This window comes from Streptomyces krungchingensis, from assembly GCF_054729265.1.
On the sequence record NZ_JBPUKY010000001.1, the window covers coordinates 563,824 to 579,351 of the forward strand.

Annotated in this window: 13 protein-coding genes and 1 pseudogene; 7 read left to right on the forward strand and 7 right to left on the reverse strand. The window is 70.7% G+C overall.

Annotated elements, in window-relative coordinates; translation table 11 throughout:
* Window positions 1-83 precede the first annotated feature (83 nt).
* Window positions 84-1,316 carry an FAD-dependent oxidoreductase gene (locus ACSYGO_RS02615; RefSeq protein ID WP_460385647.1) on the forward strand — a complete coding sequence of 411 codons (1,233 nt, stop codon included), beginning with the start codon at window positions 84-86 and terminating at the stop codon, window positions 1,314-1,316.
* A 236-nt stretch (window positions 1,317-1,552) separates the two neighbouring features.
* On the forward strand, window positions 1,553-1,837 hold the full coding sequence (locus ACSYGO_RS02620) for a hypothetical protein (RefSeq protein WP_426680783.1): 285 nt from the start codon (window positions 1,553-1,555) through the stop codon (window positions 1,835-1,837).
* Between the two features lie 262 nt (window positions 1,838-2,099).
* Here ACSYGO_RS02620 and ACSYGO_RS02625 read toward each other — a convergent pair whose 3' ends face one another.
* The 3 genes from ACSYGO_RS02625 to ACSYGO_RS02635 form a co-directional block, all read right to left on the reverse strand.
* Window positions 2,100-3,065: an NAD(P)H-dependent flavin oxidoreductase gene (locus ACSYGO_RS02625; protein ID WP_460385649.1), complete on the reverse strand. Its 966-nt coding sequence runs from the start codon at window positions 3,063-3,065 to the stop codon at window positions 2,100-2,102.
* A gap of 91 nt (window positions 3,066-3,156) precedes the next feature.
* A complete protein-coding gene (locus ACSYGO_RS02630) occupies window positions 3,157-3,798 on the reverse strand; it encodes an anti-sigma factor family protein (protein WP_435228346.1) in 642 nt (213 codons plus the stop codon).
* On the reverse strand, window positions 3,795-4,328 hold the full coding sequence (locus ACSYGO_RS02635) for a sigma-70 family RNA polymerase sigma factor (RefSeq protein ID WP_426680786.1): 534 nt from the start codon (window positions 4,326-4,328) through the stop codon (window positions 3,795-3,797). Before ACSYGO_RS02635 ends, ACSYGO_RS02630 begins: the two co-directional genes overlap by 4 nt.
* Window positions 4,329-4,453: 125 nt before the next feature.
* On the opposite strand from ACSYGO_RS02635, the gene ACSYGO_RS02640 reads away from it, so the two are divergent.
* Window positions 4,454-5,002: a COG4315 family predicted lipoprotein gene (locus ACSYGO_RS02640; protein WP_426680787.1), complete on the forward strand. Its 549-nt coding sequence runs from the start codon at window positions 4,454-4,456 to the stop codon at window positions 5,000-5,002.
* A gap of 73 nt (window positions 5,003-5,075) precedes the next feature.
* On the opposite strand, the gene ACSYGO_RS02645 is transcribed toward ACSYGO_RS02640, so the two are convergent.
* Window positions 5,076-5,669 (reverse strand): NADPH-dependent FMN reductase, encoded by a 594-nt coding sequence (locus ACSYGO_RS02645; RefSeq protein WP_460385650.1) that lies wholly within the window; start codon window positions 5,667-5,669, stop codon window positions 5,076-5,078.
* Between the two features lie 112 nt (window positions 5,670-5,781).
* Between ACSYGO_RS02645 and ACSYGO_RS02650 the strand changes: the two genes are divergently transcribed.
* A complete protein-coding gene (locus ACSYGO_RS02650; RefSeq protein WP_460385651.1) occupies window positions 5,782-6,618 on the forward strand; it encodes a helix-turn-helix domain-containing protein in 837 nt (278 codons plus the stop codon).
* Between the two features lie 135 nt (window positions 6,619-6,753).
* Here the strand turns inward: ACSYGO_RS02650 and ACSYGO_RS02655 are convergent, their stop codons facing one another.
* Window positions 6,754-8,298 carry a pectate lyase family protein gene (locus ACSYGO_RS02655; RefSeq protein WP_460385652.1) on the reverse strand — a complete coding sequence of 515 codons (1,545 nt, stop codon included), beginning with the start codon at window positions 8,296-8,298 and terminating at the stop codon, window positions 6,754-6,756.
* An 860-nt stretch (window positions 8,299-9,158) separates the two neighbouring features.
* On the opposite strand from ACSYGO_RS02655, the gene ACSYGO_RS02660 reads away from it, so the two are divergent.
* Both ACSYGO_RS02660 and ACSYGO_RS02665 read left to right on the forward strand, forming a co-directional pair.
* The gene (locus ACSYGO_RS02660; RefSeq protein ID WP_460389664.1) at window positions 9,159-10,886 is read left to right on the forward strand and encodes an ATP-binding cassette domain-containing protein; all 1,728 of its coding nucleotides are present in this window, start codon (window positions 9,159-9,161) and stop codon (window positions 10,884-10,886) included.
* 58 nt (window positions 10,887-10,944) lie between these two features.
* Window positions 10,945-11,895: an NUDIX hydrolase gene (locus tag ACSYGO_RS02665; RefSeq protein ID WP_460385653.1), complete on the forward strand. Its 951-nt coding sequence runs from the start codon at window positions 10,945-10,947 to the stop codon at window positions 11,893-11,895.
* A 1,227-nt stretch (window positions 11,896-13,122) separates the two neighbouring features.
* Here the strand turns inward: ACSYGO_RS02665 and ACSYGO_RS02670 are convergent.
* Window positions 13,123-13,786 (reverse strand): annotated as a pseudogene (locus ACSYGO_RS02670) (DUF2637 domain-containing protein); the annotation flags it as partial.
* 261 nt (window positions 13,787-14,047) lie between these two features.
* Between ACSYGO_RS02670 and ACSYGO_RS02675 the strand changes: the two are divergent.
* Complete coding sequence (locus tag ACSYGO_RS02675) at window positions 14,048-14,863, forward strand: hypothetical protein (protein ID WP_460385654.1); 816 nt, start codon at window positions 14,048-14,050, stop codon at window positions 14,861-14,863.
* Here the strand turns inward: ACSYGO_RS02675 and ACSYGO_RS02680 are convergent.
* Complete coding sequence (locus ACSYGO_RS02680) at window positions 14,799-15,326, reverse strand: SRPBCC family protein (RefSeq protein ID WP_460385655.1); 528 nt, start codon at window positions 15,324-15,326, stop codon at window positions 14,799-14,801. The two genes, ACSYGO_RS02675 and ACSYGO_RS02680, sit on opposite strands and share 65 nt — an antisense overlap.
* Between the last annotated feature and the right edge of the window lie 202 nt (window positions 15,327-15,528).

Here is a 15,528-nt window from a genome sequence, read left to right on the forward strand (position 1 = left end):
CGTCGTGGCACCAGAGGGGCCATGTTTAGGGGTATATGTTCCATTGGCTCAGGTTGCGGTTGTCACCGAAGGGAAGGCCTGCGATGGAGCGGACGACATGCTGCGTGGTGGGCGGCGGCCCCGCGGGAATGGTCCTGGGCCTGCTGCTGGCCCGTGCGGGCGTGGACGTCACGGTGCTGGAGAAGCACGGAGACTTCCTGCGCGACTTCCGCGGTGACACCGTCCATCCCTCGACCCTGGCGCTGCTGGACGACCTCGGCCTTGCCGAGCGCTTCGCCCGGCTGCCGCAGCGCCGGGTGACCAGGGTGCAGCTGCCGCTCAGCTCCGACGGCTCACTCGTCACCGTCTCCGACATCAGCACCTTGCCGGGCCCCTACAACTACGTGGCGATGGTGCCGCAGTGGGACCTGCTCGACCTCCTCGCCGACGAGGCCCGCAAAGAGCCGTCCTTCTCGGTGCGGATGAGCACCGAGGCGACGTCCTTCCTGATGGAGCGCGGGCGGGTCGCCGGGGTCCGCTACCGCACCTCCGACGGCCGTACCGGCGAACTGCGGGCCACCCTCACGGTCGCCTGCGACGGCCGGGGCTCACTGGCCCGGTCACGGCCCGAACTGGGCCTGCGGAGGTACAGCTGCCCCATGGACGCCTGGTGGTTCCGGCTGCCCCGGCGGGACGGAGACCCGCACGGCCTCGTGGGCGCCGCCGGCGACCGCCTGCTGACCGCGCTCATCGACCGTGGGCAGTACTGGCAGTGCGCCGGGCTGATTCCCAAGGGCACCGACGCCGAGCGCCGAGCGGCCGGTCTCGAACGGTTCATGGCCGACTTCTCGGACGCCGTGCCCTGGCTCGCGGACCGGACGCACGAACTGCGGTCGTGGGACGAGGTGAAGATGCTCGACGTACGGCTCGACCGACTGCGGCGCTGGCACCGCCCCGGACTGCTGTGCATCGGCGACGCCGCGCACGCCATGTCGCCGGTCTTCGGCATCGGCATCAACCTCGCGGTCGAGGACGCGGTGGCCGCCGCCCGCCACCTCGTCGAGCCGCTGCGCACGGGAGCCGTCGGCCTGCGGGACGTACGCGGCATCCAGCGGCGCCGGTGGCCGACCACGGCGCTGACGCAGGCCCTGCAACGCCTCGCGCACGCCCGGGTCATCGCGCCCGTGCTCGCGGGCGATCCGCCCTTCGGCAACTCCAGGCGGGCCAAACGGGTGAGCGGCCTCCTCACCGGCTCGCAATGGTTCAAGCGCGTACCGGCGTACTTCATCGGCTACGGCGCCCTGCGTGAGCGTCCGCCCGCCGCCTCGCTGCGGTGAACCGCGCGGTACGACCGGCGGGGAGTGCGTCGCCCGGTCGGCGGGCCCTCGCCGTACGGCCAGGAGCACGGATCTCAAGCGCTGTTCGCGCGGGCGCTCAGGCCCGGAACTGCGGGGCCGTGCGGCGCTCGGGTGGTACGTTCCGCCGAACAGGTGTTACCTAGTGCGAGGGGAGAAACCGGAGGGGGGCAGGTATTCGGGGGAAAGGAGACCGAATGATGCGCAGGAAACCGGTCATGCGAACCCTCGCCGCTGCCCTCCTCACAGGCGGCGTGATCGCGGGTATGGGAGTGGCCGCAAGCCCGGCCTCGGCGGCGACCACGAACGGCGCCGTCTCACTGTCGCCCAACACCCCGACAGGCAGCGGGTGCGGATTCGGCGTCGGCTTCAACCGGGGCTTCAACTCGAACTGCGGCGGCTTCGGCTTCGGCAACTCGTTCGGGTACGGCGGCTTCGGCGGCTTCGCCGGCTTCGGCGGGTACGGCTTCAACTCGACACCCGTGGTGATCATCGTCAGCTGACGCTTCCTCGGCACAGGTCGGGAACGTCACGAAGCGACAGAAGGGGGGCCGCCGCGCCAGTGCGCGGACGGCCCCCCACCTGTGCGGACGGACCACGGGGAGCACCGATCCCCGCCCCGGACAGGGCAGGACAGGTAACTCTCCGGTCGGCGTGGCTTGCTGATGCTGCATCAGGTGAGTCTCGTGTCGTGGGCCTGAGGATGCCTCGGTGAGCCCGGCTCGTCCGGGCCGGCTCGTCCGGGCCGGCTCGCTGCCGGCTCGGTCAGTGCCTGCCGGCGCGGGCCAGCGCGTCCTCGGCCTGACGGGCCAGGGTGCCGACCAGATCGGCCGCGGACGGCAGGTCCTCGATGAGGTCGACGGCCTCGCTCGCCCACTGCGGCAGCGCCGGGATCTCACCGTGCGCCGCGGCGTCCTCGTACGCCTGCCGGGCTCCGGGATCCGCGGCGAGTTCCTCCTCCATGCCCCGCCAGCGGTCGAGGAAAGGGTGGGAAAGGGTACGCGCCGTGTAGCGCGCCGGCCACCGCGAGCCGCGCGCGATGTCCAGCACTCTGTTGCGCTCGGTGTCCTCGCCGCGGCCCTCGACGATCGCTTCGGCCGTCGCGGGGTCGACCAGGGACTCGGTCGTGGCCTGGAAGCGCGTTCCGAGCAGCGCCCCGGACGCCCCCAGAGCCAGTGCCGCCGCCACGCCACGCCCGTCGGCGATCCCCCCGGCCGCCAGCACCGGAACCGGAGCCGCCAGGTCCACCACCACGGGCACGAACGGCAGCGTGGACCGCCCGTGCCGGGCTCCGTGCCCGCCGCCCTCGGTGCCCTGCGCCACGATCACGTCGGCGCCCAGATCCACCGCTCTGCGGGCCTCCTCCAGGTCGGTGACCTGGAGGATCAGCGCCGTGCCCGCGTCACGGACGCGCTCGGCGAACGGAGTCGGGTCGCCGAAGGACAACATCACGGCCGCCGGCCGGTGTTCCAGTGCCCGCGCCACCACCGAGGCGTCGATCGCCCACGTCTGGAAGCCGATGCCCCACGGCTTCCCGGCGCTCTCCTCGGCCAGGACGGGCAGTTCGCGGGCCAGCCAGTCCTGGTCCCCGTTCCCGCTGCCCAGCAGGCCGAGCCCACCGCCGCGCGAGACCGCTCCCGCCAGCGCGCCACCGGCCGAACCGCCCATCGGAGCCAGGGCGATCGGGTGCTGCACACCGAACAGTTCCGTGAACGCCGTCGACAATCCCATGACCGTCATCCTCACCCACCGGTCAGGCCGGTCGCAGGGCTTTCCACCGCACGCGGCTCCCTTCCAGCAGAACGTCATGAGTCGTGAACCGTCACGGGATGCGGACCAGCACCTGGTTCGTGTCCGTGACGACTTCCATCGTGTCGATGTCCTGCGGGCTGATCGACGTCGCGGCCGGGATGTTTCCGCTGCTGCCGCCGTAGTCCGTGGACCACGTACCGCCGGTCTCCGTGACGCCCTGGCTCGAGTGGACGACCAGTCGGCAGATTCGTCCGGGCGGCAGATGGGACAGGGTGACGTCCATGGACGTTCCCCAGGTCTCCGCCTCGAGGGCGACGCTGGCCCGCACGTGGGTCTCGGGGTCGGTGTTCGACAGGGTGACGGCGTGGGGCGGGTTGCCAGAGTGTGCCGCGTTGCCCGGCAGCAGCACGACGACCAGCACGCACACGACGGCAGCCACCAGCGCCGTCACGACCAGGACGGCACGCCGGCGCACGGACCCTGGCCGGGTCCGGGGCGGGGGCGGAGCGGAGCCACCGACGCCCGACCGGTCCGCGTCGTGCATCTCCTCGAGCGACGTGTGCCGCAGCAGACCGGGAAGGGGCGCGAGCAGCACCAACTCCTCCTTGCAGTCGGCGCAGTCGGCGAGATGGCGCTCCAGCGCGGAACGCTCGCCGGGTGAGAGCGCGCCCAGCACGTACGCGCCCAGGTCCATGTTCTCCCGGCAGGTCATGGCGCCGTCACCCCTCGTTCCTCCAGGACCGCGCGCAAGGCGCGCAGCGCGTAGTAGCAACGCGATTTGACCGTTCCCCGCGGCACACCCAGGTGCTCGGCGGCCTCCGCCACCGAGCGTCTGAGGTAGTAGACGTGCACCAGGACCGCGCGGTGCTCGGGGCTCAGTGCGCGCAGGGCGTCGATCATGTGCCAGCTCTCCAGAGCCCGCTCGATGTCGTCCTGCCCTTCGTCCGTGGGCAGTTCATCACCGAGAAGGGACTCCTGCGGGCGCGCCGCACGGCGTCGGTACGCCGAGACCACCAGATGGTGAGCCACCGTGTGCAGCCACGGCGCGGCGCTCTCCGCGGTCAGTTCCTCACGGTGCTGCCAGGCGCGCAGGAACGTCTCCTGCACAATGTCCTCCGCGCGTTGATGGTCCCCGTTGAGCAGCCGCAGCACGTGGCGGAACAGCGGTGGTCCCTGCCGCGCATACAGTGCGCGCAGGAATTCACTGCCCCAGCAGTCCTGCTGAGCGGATACACGCTCCACTCCCCTCCCTACGCGCGCGTGCCGGGAAAGGTTCACAACGAAGGCGGGTGAACCCCCGCGGGCCCCGCGGCGTAGTCCGAGTGCACGGCGAGCGTGCGAGGAACCGCCCGCGGAGGGAAGAGACCATGACTGATCGCCACGCCGCACGACTGCTCACCGCCATCGCACTGACCGGGGTGACCATGCTCTCGGCAGCCGCCTGCTCCGACGGTGGCTCGTCGGCCGCATCGAACGAATCTCCCGGGACCGGGGGACGGTCCGTGTTGTCCACGCACGACACCGATGCCGTCGGTGAGGTCTTCGCCGACGCCTCGGGCCGCACCGTGTACAGCGCCGACGAGGAGGACGGCAAGGTCACCTGCACCGGAGCGTGCCTGCAGTTCTGGCACCCCGTGATGCTCGACTCCGCTCATGTGTCACAACCGCCCAGCGGCGACGAGCACTTCGGGACGATCACGCGTCCGGACGACGGGAAGATCCAGATCACGTACGACCACAAGCCCGTCTACACCTTTGCCGAGGACGAGAAGCCCGGTGACGCGAAGGGCGACGGATTCAAGGACGGTTTCGCCGGTCATGACTTCACCTGGCATGCGGTGCACAGCGGCGCGGCGGGGGCCGCACCGAGCATGTCCGGCCCCCGCGCGTCGACTTCCGGCGGATACGGCTACTGACGCGCACGTCCGCGCGACACCGGGCGGAGGGGACGGCGCGGTTCGCCGGTCGGGGGGAACCGCTCGATCCTCGTCATGCCGGGTAAGGGGCGGCGTCCCGTGCCGACCGGAGCGCGCCGGTCCACCAGGCCAGCTGGTCGAGCAGCGTCTTGGCGTACGCCGGGGCGTCGGGGTCGAGGGGACGGCCGTCCCGCCACGCGGTGAAGTAGTTCGGGAAGGCGAGACCGTCGCGCACCGTCACGGCGTGCAGCTCGGTCAGCACGTTCTCCAGGTGCAGCACCGCGTGCCGGCCACCTGCCGCGCCGCCGTAGCTGACGAACGCGACAGGCTTGGCCGTCCACTGGGTGAAGTGCCAGTCGATGGCCGCCTTCAACGAAGCGGGATAGCTGTGGTTGTACTCCGGCGTGACCACGATGAACGCGTCGGCGCCTTCGAGTGCCGACGTCAGGGCCGCCATCCCGGCCGGACGGGGGTAGTCGTCCGCTGCGTACTTCGGCGATGCCGCGGGCAGCTCCAACGGGATGTCGATCGTGGCCAGATCGATGACGTCCACGTCGAAACCACCGTGCGTCGCGGCCTGTTCGGCGACCCATGAGGCCACCACCGGCCCGAACCGGCCTTCCCGGACGCTTCCGACGATGATCAGCAGCTTGTGCCTGTTCTCCATGACCACCACGATCACGCCGGGCCCCGGCCGCAGCCAGACCGTGCTCAGGCTGGCCCCCGCAGGGCCACTCTGAGCACTCCGCGCACGGCGGGCAGCGTCCTAAGCTCGCAGCATGGGTACGCCACTGGGGGATTTCATCCGGGCCAAGCGCGACAGCATCCAGCCGGAGTCGCTGGGGCTGCCGGACCGCGGTCGCCGCCGTTCACCCGGGCTGCGGCGCCTGGATCTCGCCGCTCGGGCCGGCATCAGCGTCGAGTACCTGACCCGTATGGAACAGGGCCGCGACCGCAATCCCTCGGTGCCGGTCCTGAACGCGCTCGCCGACGCGCTCGGGCTCGACCCCTCGGAGCGCGACCACCTGCGCTACCTGGCGAAGATCACCGGCGGCGCGTGCACCGCCGGGACCAGGCCCGCACCGGCACGCCGCGACGTGCGGCCGTCCGTGCTGGAGACGCTCCGTCTCCTCGAACCGGCCATCGCCGTGGTGACCAACAGGCTGGGCGACGTCCTCGCCCACACCAGTGGCTACGAGTCGCTGACGAGCGGCACCGGACTGCTCGACGCCGACCCGCCCAACCTCACCCGCTATGTCTTCACCGATCCGCGCGCCCGGTCGTTCTTCGCCGACTGGAGCGACATCGCGGACGAGCAGGCCTTCGACCTGTGGCTCGGGCCCTCCGTCGAGAACGCCGAGTGGCTCACCGCGGAGCTCGCCCCGCTCGCCGGACCCGAGTTCACGCGCCGTCTGAACCGTCACCTCGTTCCGCGGCGTGGGGTGCTCAGGCTCAACCACCCGGACGGGCCCGAGCTGCGGCTGAACCGCGAGACGCTCGACCTCTCCTCCGACGCGCAGCAGTTGGTCGTCTTCCTTCCCGCGGACGAACGGACGGCCCGGGCCGTCGACGGCCTCCGCCACCGCTCCCACGGCCGGCTCCGGGCCATCTCGTGACACGTCCGGAGGCGGGCGGTGGGGCACCGCTCGCCTCCGGACGTCGGGGCGTCCCCGGCGCCGTGGCACCGGTGCGTCCTCACGGAGCCTGCCTGCCGGTGTTCCGGGACCCAAGGGCCCTGGACCGCACAGGTGTTACCGGTACGTCTCGAACTCGGCGACCTTGGGGGTGCCCGTGGACCCGGTGATCTCGAAGGTGATCTTCTTGAGCGAGGTCTGCGCGAAGGTGATGGCGCCCGCGCCGCTGCCGGAGGTGAGGACGGCACCCGTGTCGGCGTCGAGGACCCTCCAGGACGTGATGGCGCCCGCGGATCCCGACGCCTCCCGGATGGTGATGCCGGACACCGCTGTGGAGGAACCCCACTTGATCGAGACGGAGCCCGTCGAGCCGGCCGGCGACCAGTACGTGCTCAGGTCACCGTCGCGGACATTGCCGTAACTCGTGCCGTCGGCCTTGCTGGAGCCGTCGGAGCCGGCCCCGATGCTGAGGTTGGTCCCGGCGGGCTGGGTCGGCTCCTCGGTCGGGGTGGGAGTCGGCGTGGGGGTCGGCGTGGGGGTCGGGGTCGGGGTCTGCGCGGTGCAGTCGCCGTTCGACACCTGGAGCCCGGTACCGGCACCGGCCGTCCGGCTCACGATCTCCGGCACGCAGCTCGCGGCGTCGAGCGCGTAGGAGTAGGGGATGCCGATCGTGGTGTTGGACTGGGGGTCGGGGCCCGCGGGGTTGTTCTCACTGCCGCGGCTGGACCAGGTCACGTTGTCGAAGACGTTGCCGCTGACCTGCCAGTAGCCCGCGGCGTCGGTGTAGAAGGTGCCCAGGACGTCCTTGGAGTCCTCGAAGTAGTTGTTCTCCACCTTGGCGCGGGCGCCCGCACGGGAGTTGATGCCCGACTCGTTGAGGCTCACGTAGTGGTTGTCGTAGATGTGGGCCGTGCCGCCGCGCAGCAGAGGCGTACGGGAGTCGATGTTCTCGTAGAGGTTGTGGTGGAAGGTGACGAAGCCGTTCGTCAGGTCGCTCTCGCTGGACCCGATGAGGCCGCCCCGGCCGGAGTTGCGCAGGATGCTGTACGACAGCGTCACGTACTGCGTGTTGTCCTTCATGTCGAAGAGGCCGTCGAATCCCTCCGACTCCCCGCCCGACGCCTCCAGGGTGGCGTGATCGACCCAGACGTTGCGGACGTCGCTCTCCATGCCGATGGCGTCGCCGCCGTTGGACGTGGGCGATCCCGACTTCTTCACGTTCCGGACGGTCACGTTCTGGATGATGATGTTGCTGGACTCGCGGATGTGGATGCCGAGTTGGTCGAAGACGGCACCGCTGCCGACCCCGACGATCGTGACGTTGCTGATCTGCTTCAGCTCGATGACGCCGGCAGCCGTGTTGCAACTGTCGCCCGAGACCTTGGCGGTGTTGCCGTGGTTGATGGTCCCCTCGACCTGGATGGTGATCGGGGTGCTGCTGCCGGCCCGTGCGCACAGGGCCGCGTGGATCGCGGTTCCCGTGGTGGCCCGGACGGTCTGGCCGCCGGCCCCGCCGGTGGTCCCGCCGTTCTGGGTCGCGTATCCGGTGGCGCCGGCGGTGGCCGCCGACGCCTCGGGCACCGACAGGGTCACACCGACCGCGGCCGCGAAGGCCATCGCGGCCGACGCCGCTAAGAGTCGCAGTGCCACTGGTCTTCTCATACTCGTCTCCTGACTCGTCGTTGGGTTCGAGCACTTGCATCTGCTGCTGTGCGTCCGCCTCGCGCTCGCGACCGTCGGGCCTCCGCCCGGCGACTGCCGGGTGGGCATCGGCGTGGTCCGACGCGGAGCTTCCGGTGACGGCTGCCGGTTTCCGTCAGGGCGTGAAGTACCGGGTCGCCGCGCCCTCGTTCCACGACACGCGGCCATCGCGGGACGTCCCGTGCTTGATCACTGGCGGCTCGTGCACACGTCGCGACGGCCCTCGCGACGATCGCTCCGTGGGTGAGGCCCCCGAACGAAGCGAGAAAGCGCTTTCCGTCGGCAGACAATAAGGGTCACTCGACATACTGGCAAGGGTCTGGCCGACGCCGACCCGGCACTACATGGTGATTGTGCCCGCCGGCGCCGATCCGGCGGGCTCGGCCCTCAGCGCCGCCCGCATGGACGGCGAGAGCGAATGTGAAGCGCTTACCGGTACAACTCAGTCCCGCCCGGCGGCCCGATCGAACCTCAACCGCCACAGGCGTATCGACCACGGCGATTCGGCCAAGAGCGCACTCACCCCTGCCCCGTGCCTCCATGAGCGGCCCACGCCGTGACCGCGCCGCGCACGGAATCCGTTGCGGCCGAAATACGTGTGTTCGAACCCGACGCCCCTGTCGTTGAATCCCGTGGCGCCGCGTTCACCCCGTCCGATCCCGCAGGGAGATGTGCAGTTGACCGCTTCTTCCCGTCTCGTCCCGCCCCCGCCTCCCGCCGAGATCACCTACTCCGGGCACTACTCCGTGAACCCGCTCGGCGAGGTCGGCTTCCGCGCCCTGTGCGCCCAACTCCCCCGTGTCCTCGGGCGTATCGCCGCCATGGCCTGGCGCATCGACCGCAACGCGGTGCTCCTCGTCCTTGCCTGCCAGCTCGCCACCGGGATCGCCGCCGCCGTGCTGCTGGCCGCCACGGCGAAAGCCATGGCGCCCGTCCTCGGCAGTGGCGCGATGGCGGACCGCCTGCGCGAGGCGCTTCCGGCGCTGGCCGTCGTCGCCGGCGCGACCGCCGTGGCGCGGCTCGCCGTGGCACTGGCCGCGTACGCGGAACGGCGCATCACCCCACGGCTGACGACGATGACGGACTCGGCTCTGGTCGAGGCGGTCTGCCGGGTCGAGGCGTCGGCGTACGCGGTGGACGGATTCTCCGACCGGCAAGAAGCCGCGGAGATGGGCGTCATCCGCACGCACGTCATGCTCATGGACGCCCAGCGCTTCATGGCCGCCCTGATCAAGATGGTCACCGCGGGTGGAGTCCTGTCCGTGCTCAACCCGGTCATGCTTCCCCTGCTGCTCCTCGCCGTCGCCCCGGCCGGCGTCGGCGCGGTCCTCACCGCACGCGTCGACTACGAGATCCACTACGCCAACGTCGCGGACCGCAACGTCCGGGGAATGACCCGCTGGTGGGCGACGACACCCAAGTACGGCGACGAGGTCCGCGCCAATGGGATGGTCGAGTACCTCCTCTACTGGTACCGCGCCCTCTCCGAGCGCGTCGACGAGCGCACCCTGGCCGCCGCGCCACGGACCCTGCGGATCGCGGTGCTCTCCTCCCTCGCCGGCGGGCTGTTCCTCGCCGCCACCTGGGGTGTGCTCGCCTGGCTGGCCGTCACCGGTCGGATCGCGCCCGCCATCGCCGCCACGGCGGTCGTCGCCGTGCAGACCACCCTGGCCGCGCTCTCCCAAGTCGTCATCAACGGCGCCGCCTTGTTCCACACCAGCCTGTATCTCGGCGACATGCAGGCGTTCTTCGACGACGCCGCCGAGCGGGCGCCGAAGCGCGGCACGACAGGCGTCACCGCTCCGGTGGAGGAGATCCGCCTGCACGAGGTCACCTACCAGTACCCCGGCAAGAGCAAGCCGGCCGTCGACGGTGTCTCCCTGACACTGCGGCGCGGCGAGATCCTCGCCGTCGTCGGCGTGAACGGCTCGGGCAAGAGCACGCTGACCCGGCTCATCACGGGCATCTATCTCGCCGACAAGGGACAGGTCACGTGGAACGGCGTCGACCTGGCCGACGCCGACCCCGCGACGGTCTGGGACTGCACCGGTCTCGTCCCCCAGATCTTCGCCCAATGGCCCCTGCGGGCACGGGAGAACGTCACCTTGGGCCAGCCCAGGAGCACCGACGACCGCCAGGTGTGGGACGCGGTCGAGGCGGTGGGCATGCGCGAGGCGATCGAGGAACTGCCCGCCGGCCTCGACACCCTGCTCGCCCGCGAGATCTTCGGCGGCTCGGAACTGTCCGGGGGCCAATGGCAGCGCCTCGCCTGCTCCCGAGCCCTGTACCGGCGGCCCCCGCTGCTGATCCTCGACGAGCCCACCTCGCAGATGGACCCCCGCGGCGAGCACGGCATCTTCGGGAAGATCAAGGCCATCGCCGCGGACCGGATCACCATCGTCGTCACGCACCGGCTGGAGAACACGAGGATCGCCGACCACATCGTCGTCATGGAGCAGGGCCGCCTCACCGAGCAAGGAACCTACGACGACCTCGTCCACGCCGGCGGCACCTTCGCCGACCTGCTGCGCCTGTCCCAGGAACGCTGAACGCCGAAGCCGGCTTCCCACCTCTCACCGTCATCGACCGCACGAGAGGACACCCCACGTGACCAGCATCGAATCCGCAGCGCCGCAGCCGCTCCTCACCACGGAGGTCCCGGGCACCGCCGCCCTCCTGGTCGACGACGACGGCCGGTATCTTCTCCACCTCCGCGACGCGAACAAACCCATCTGGCAGCCCGGCCGCTGGGCCCTGCTCGGCGGGAACACCGAGCCCGGCGAAACCTGCGCCGAGGCCATGGTCCGTGAACTGCGCGAGGAGACCGGCCTCACCGTCCCCGGCCTCACCCCGTTCGTCACCGTGGAGACGGTCGACACGGACGGCCGGCTGAAGTACCGCGTCGTCGTGTACCTCGGCACCCTCAACCGGCCCGCCCACGAGATCCCCCTCCACGAAGGCATCCAACTGCGCTGGACCGACGCCGCCGACATCGTGCACATGGTCCTGGATCCCGGCACCACGGCCGTCGTCCAGGAGCACCGGAAGCACCCTCACCCCCGGCTCGACGACGCGGGAAGGCCGCCCACGCTGCGCATCCAGGAGACCGCCGCTCAACGTGAGCGCAGCATCGTCGGCGTGCACCTCTACCTCGAACGCGACGGAACCGTCCTGCTCGGCGAACGCGCCCCCGAGAGTGCCTTCGCCCCCTTGATCTGGCACGTGCCCGCCGGCCATCGCGAGGCGGGCGAGTCGGCGCTGACCGGCCTGATCCGGGAAACGGCCGAGGAAACCGGCATCACCGTGCACGCGAGCGACCTCACCCTCGTGCACGTCGTCGATGTGCGGGATCCCGGCAGCCCGGTCCCGCGCCTGCAACTGTTCTTCGCCGCGTCCCGCTGGCAGGGTGAGCCCCAGCTCCTCGAACCCGACCGGTGCACGCAGTGGCGTTGGTGGCCGCTCGACGCGCTGCCCGGCCAACTCGTCGAGTACACCCGCGCCGCACTCACCGGCATCGCCCGCGGTGACACGTACACCCACATGGGATGGGCGTCGTGATTCCGGCCGGGAAGCGGAACCCGATGCCTCGTCCTCCAGGTTCCGGCGTGGAAGACGTCCTCGCCTAGGGAGTGTCGGCGTGCAGGTGCGTCAGGGTCTGCCAGCGGCGCTCGAAGTCCTGCGACTGCTCCGCTATCTGCACGACGGTGATCGGCTTGTTGTGCTGGCCGGTGATGCCGCGGCGTGCGCAGTCCTGGGCGACGGCGTCCGGTGAGGGGGCCCGGTCGTGACGCATGCGGTGCTCGGCCCACACTCCGTAGATCCGGAACCAGAGCGGGTAGCGGCGCAACGTGGACGGGCTGACCGCCTTTCCTCCGCGGCCGAGCATTCCCTTGGCGGCGAGGAAGTCGGACAGCTCGCCGGGGTCGGGTTCCGCTCCGTGCCGGGCCTGGTATTCCGTCCAGGCGAGGTAGTACCGGTCGACGGCGGTGAGTTCGGGGGCCTGCGCCGCACCTTCACGTGGACGCTGTCCGTCGATGTCCCCGTCGGCCTCCGCGCCGCGTGGCGCGGCCACGGCGGCCTTGTCCCCGGCAGGGCTGTCCTCGGGTGCCGTGGCATGATCCGAGCGGACGGAGCCACCCGGCTCGCCCCTGATCGGCGCGGGGCCGCTCGCGTCGTACTCGCGCTCCTGGAACTCCATGACGTAGGCCTGCACATCGGCGCCGGTCACGGGCTGCCCCGTGGCGCCGGTGATGCCGTCGAGCCGGTACACGTACTCGGCGAGGGCGTCGGCGTCGGGATATGTGCCGTGCTCTCGCGCGAAGCTGAGCCAGGCGTTGTGGAAGTAGTCGCTCCAGGAGAGTTCGCCGTCCACGTTCTCCGACTCCTCGACGCCGCTCACCGCGTCGCGTGACGTGTGGCGCTCCTTCAGAACACGCAGGAGGGGCTCCAACTGCTCCTCGGAGAGCGGGTCTCCGGCCCCGGTCGAGATGCCGTACTCGTCGCGGAGCCAGATCGAGAACTGCGTGGGCGTGGGCTCGGTGCCGAAAGCGGACAGCCAGGCTCCATAGGCGCCGGCGAGGGCACCGGCCCGCCTCTCGTGGTCCGGCTCCGGGTCCGGAAGCGGGGCGTACGACGGCGCGGGGACAGCGGGTGCCGAAGACGACGGCTGCGCGGCGGCGGGCGGCAGAACGGCGGCCACGGGGACCGGGGCTGGATCCAGTGCGGGGCTGTGGCGCCGCTGCGCCGGCACCGGGGTGCGTTCGCCGGTGATCTGGACGGACGGCTCATCGATGCCCGCGGCTGCCAGTCCTGCCGGGGCGGTCTCGGCGAGGGGGACGCCGTAGCGGGCGAGGCGCAGGGGCATCAGGGATTCGACGGGTGCCTTGCGGCGCCAGGCGCGGCCGAAGCGGGAGCGCAGCCGGGCCTGGTAGACGAGGCGTTCCTGTTCGAGCTTGATGACCGCTTCGTAGGAGCGCAGTTCCCACAGCTTCATGCGGCGCCACAGCAGGAAGGTGGGCACCGGCGACAGCAGCCAGCGGGTGAGGCGAACGCCTTCCATGTGCTTGTCGGCGGTGATGTCGGCGATCCGGCCGATCGCGTGCCGGGCGGCTTCGACGGCGACGACGAAGAGGATCGGGATGACGGCGTGCATGCCGACGCCGAGCGGGTCGGGCCAGGCCGCCGCGCCGTTGAAGGCGATGGTGGCGGCCGTCAGCAGCCATGCCGTCTGGCGCAGCAGCGGGAAGGGGATCCTGATCCAGGTCAGCAGCAGGTCCAGGGCGAGCAGGACACAGATGCCGGCGTCGATGCCGATCGGGAAGACGTAGGAGAAGTTCCCGAAGCCCTTCTTGATCGCGAGCTCGCGGACGGCGGCGTACGAACCGGCGAAGCCGATACCGGCGATGATCACCGCACCCGCGACGACCACGCCGATGAGAACCCGGTGCATCCGCGTCAGTCGCAATGGCGCACCGTTCCCGACGGCCACGTCCCACTCTCCCTTCGACGTCCCCTGCTTGAGCAGCCCTCACCCTCCCACGACGAGCGGAGGGTTGGGACCCTCCCCCGGCCTGGAGCCGCCGGGGAGACACATTCTCCCGCGTGGCCGGCACCGCACCCGCCCGATTCCTGTCGGCCCGGACCCGCCCGCATCCTGCCGCACCGACGGCCGTACCGTCTCGACGGGTCGTGTCGTTCGTGGAGGCTGAAGGTGACAGTGGATCTGCGGGTGGGTGACGTCGTCAGCGTCTCCTGTCCCTACACCCCGGCGCGGGTCATCCGGAAGACCCTGGAACATGTGGTGCTGAAGTGGCCGTGGTGGTCGGCCGATCCGGACTGCGACTGGGTCGAGTGGAACGGGGACGTGGCGCTCGTCGGCGATCCGGCATCGTACGCGTGGGACAAGGAGTTGTTCCGCACCGACCCTGCCGCCGAACAGCTCACGGTCGGAGCCGTCTGCCGCGTCGGCATTCCTGCGTCGCTCGTCCACGTGGTGGCCGTCGAACATTTCGATCCGCCGCTGGAGACCGGACGCCTGCCCCGGCCCGGGCGTCGCGTGGTGGTGCTCCGCGCAGGCCGGTCACTCGATCCCGAGTCGGAGGAACAGGGTTACGACGTCTGTCCCGACGACGGCATCCCGATCGGTTTCGAGCTGGTGTTCCGCCCTTACGCCTGCCTCGTCGCCGGTGACGAGGTGGCCGACGCCGCGGGACGTGCGTGGCGCTTCGACGGCCCGTGGGACTGGCACCCCTTCGACGGCGACGAGCCTCATGAACCACGGTGGCCGCTCGCACTGTTGACGCGCGGGGGCTCGGCAGATGAAGCGGGGGCAGCCGCTGTCGCCGCGGCGACGAAGGACGGCTCGCACCAGGGGGAGGTCGCGCGCTGGGTCGAACTGGCGCGGGCCCGTCCCACCCACGGCCTCACCGGACAGCGGGAGTTCCGCGCGACGTCGGTTGCCCTCAGACGCGGGCCCGGCCGGAGCTCGCGCGGACCAGCCCGTCGAGCCATGCCTGGTGACCGTTGAGCATCGGATTCGGCACCTGCTTCGCCAGCTCCGCGGCGGGCTCTCCGATCTGCGTCTCCTGGGTCAGAATGCGGACCCGGCCGTCGGGCAGGTCCTCCACCAGCCAGGCGTGCAGCACGTCGAGCCGCCTCGCGGGCGGGCCGTCCTGCCCGGCCACCCAGGACAGACGGCCCGGCACACCCTCGGCAGGTGCCTCGAACTCCACGACGTGGGCGTCCAGCGGCGGGAAGCCGAAGGTGCCGAAGCTGAAGGCGAGGTCGTCCTTCAGCACCGGTCCACCCCCCTGCGGGAAGGAGATGTCGGCGACGTTGTCGTAGTACGACTCCCAGGTCGAGGTGTCGGTCAAGTACTGCCACACGTGGGCGGCCGTGAGGCCTTGGACGATCACCTCGTTGGAGACGAAGTTGTCGCCGGTTCCCGGCAGGTACTTCTCGGGCCAGTTGATCGCGTTCTGCGTGGTCACGGTGTGTCCCTTCATCGAGCACGGTGTCGGACGGGCTGGGAGGGCAGCCCGTGCGCGAGGGCCCCGACGAGACTGGTTCCGGTCGGTGACCACGACGACCGTAGGACGTACATCGATCCGCTTTCCAATAGACAATGCGATTCTCGATATCAGCACTCCGATGGGAACAGTGGCTACGCTGGAGGCATGGACAAGCCGGAAA

Coding starts and splice junctions, on each gene's coding strand:
- ACSYGO_RS02615 (WP_460385647.1), top strand. CDS start 84: ATGGAGCGGACGACATGCTGCGTGGTGGGCGGCGGCCCCGCGGGAATG.
- ACSYGO_RS02620 (WP_426680783.1), top strand. CDS start 1,553: ATGCGAACCCTCGCCGCTGCCCTCCTCACAGGCGGCGTGATCGCGGGT.
- ACSYGO_RS02625 (WP_460385649.1), bottom strand. CDS start 3,065: ATGGGATTGTCGACGGCGTTCACGGAACTGTTCGGTGTGCAGCACCCG.
- ACSYGO_RS02630 (WP_435228346.1), bottom strand. CDS start 3,798: ATGACCTGCCGGGAGAACATGGACCTGGGCGCGTACGTGCTGGGCGCG.
- ACSYGO_RS02640 (WP_426680787.1), top strand. CDS start 4,454: ATGACTGATCGCCACGCCGCACGACTGCTCACCGCCATCGCACTGACC.
- ACSYGO_RS02645 (WP_460385650.1), bottom strand. CDS start 5,669: ATGGAGAACAGGCACAAGCTGCTGATCATCGTCGGAAGCGTCCGGGAA.
- ACSYGO_RS02650 (WP_460385651.1), top strand. CDS start 5,782: ATGGGTACGCCACTGGGGGATTTCATCCGGGCCAAGCGCGACAGCATC.
- ACSYGO_RS02655 (WP_460385652.1), bottom strand. CDS start 8,298: ATGAGAAGACCAGTGGCACTGCGACTCTTAGCGGCGTCGGCCGCGATG.
- ACSYGO_RS02660 (WP_460389664.1), top strand. CDS start 9,159: ATGGCCTGGCGCATCGACCGCAACGCGGTGCTCCTCGTCCTTGCCTGC.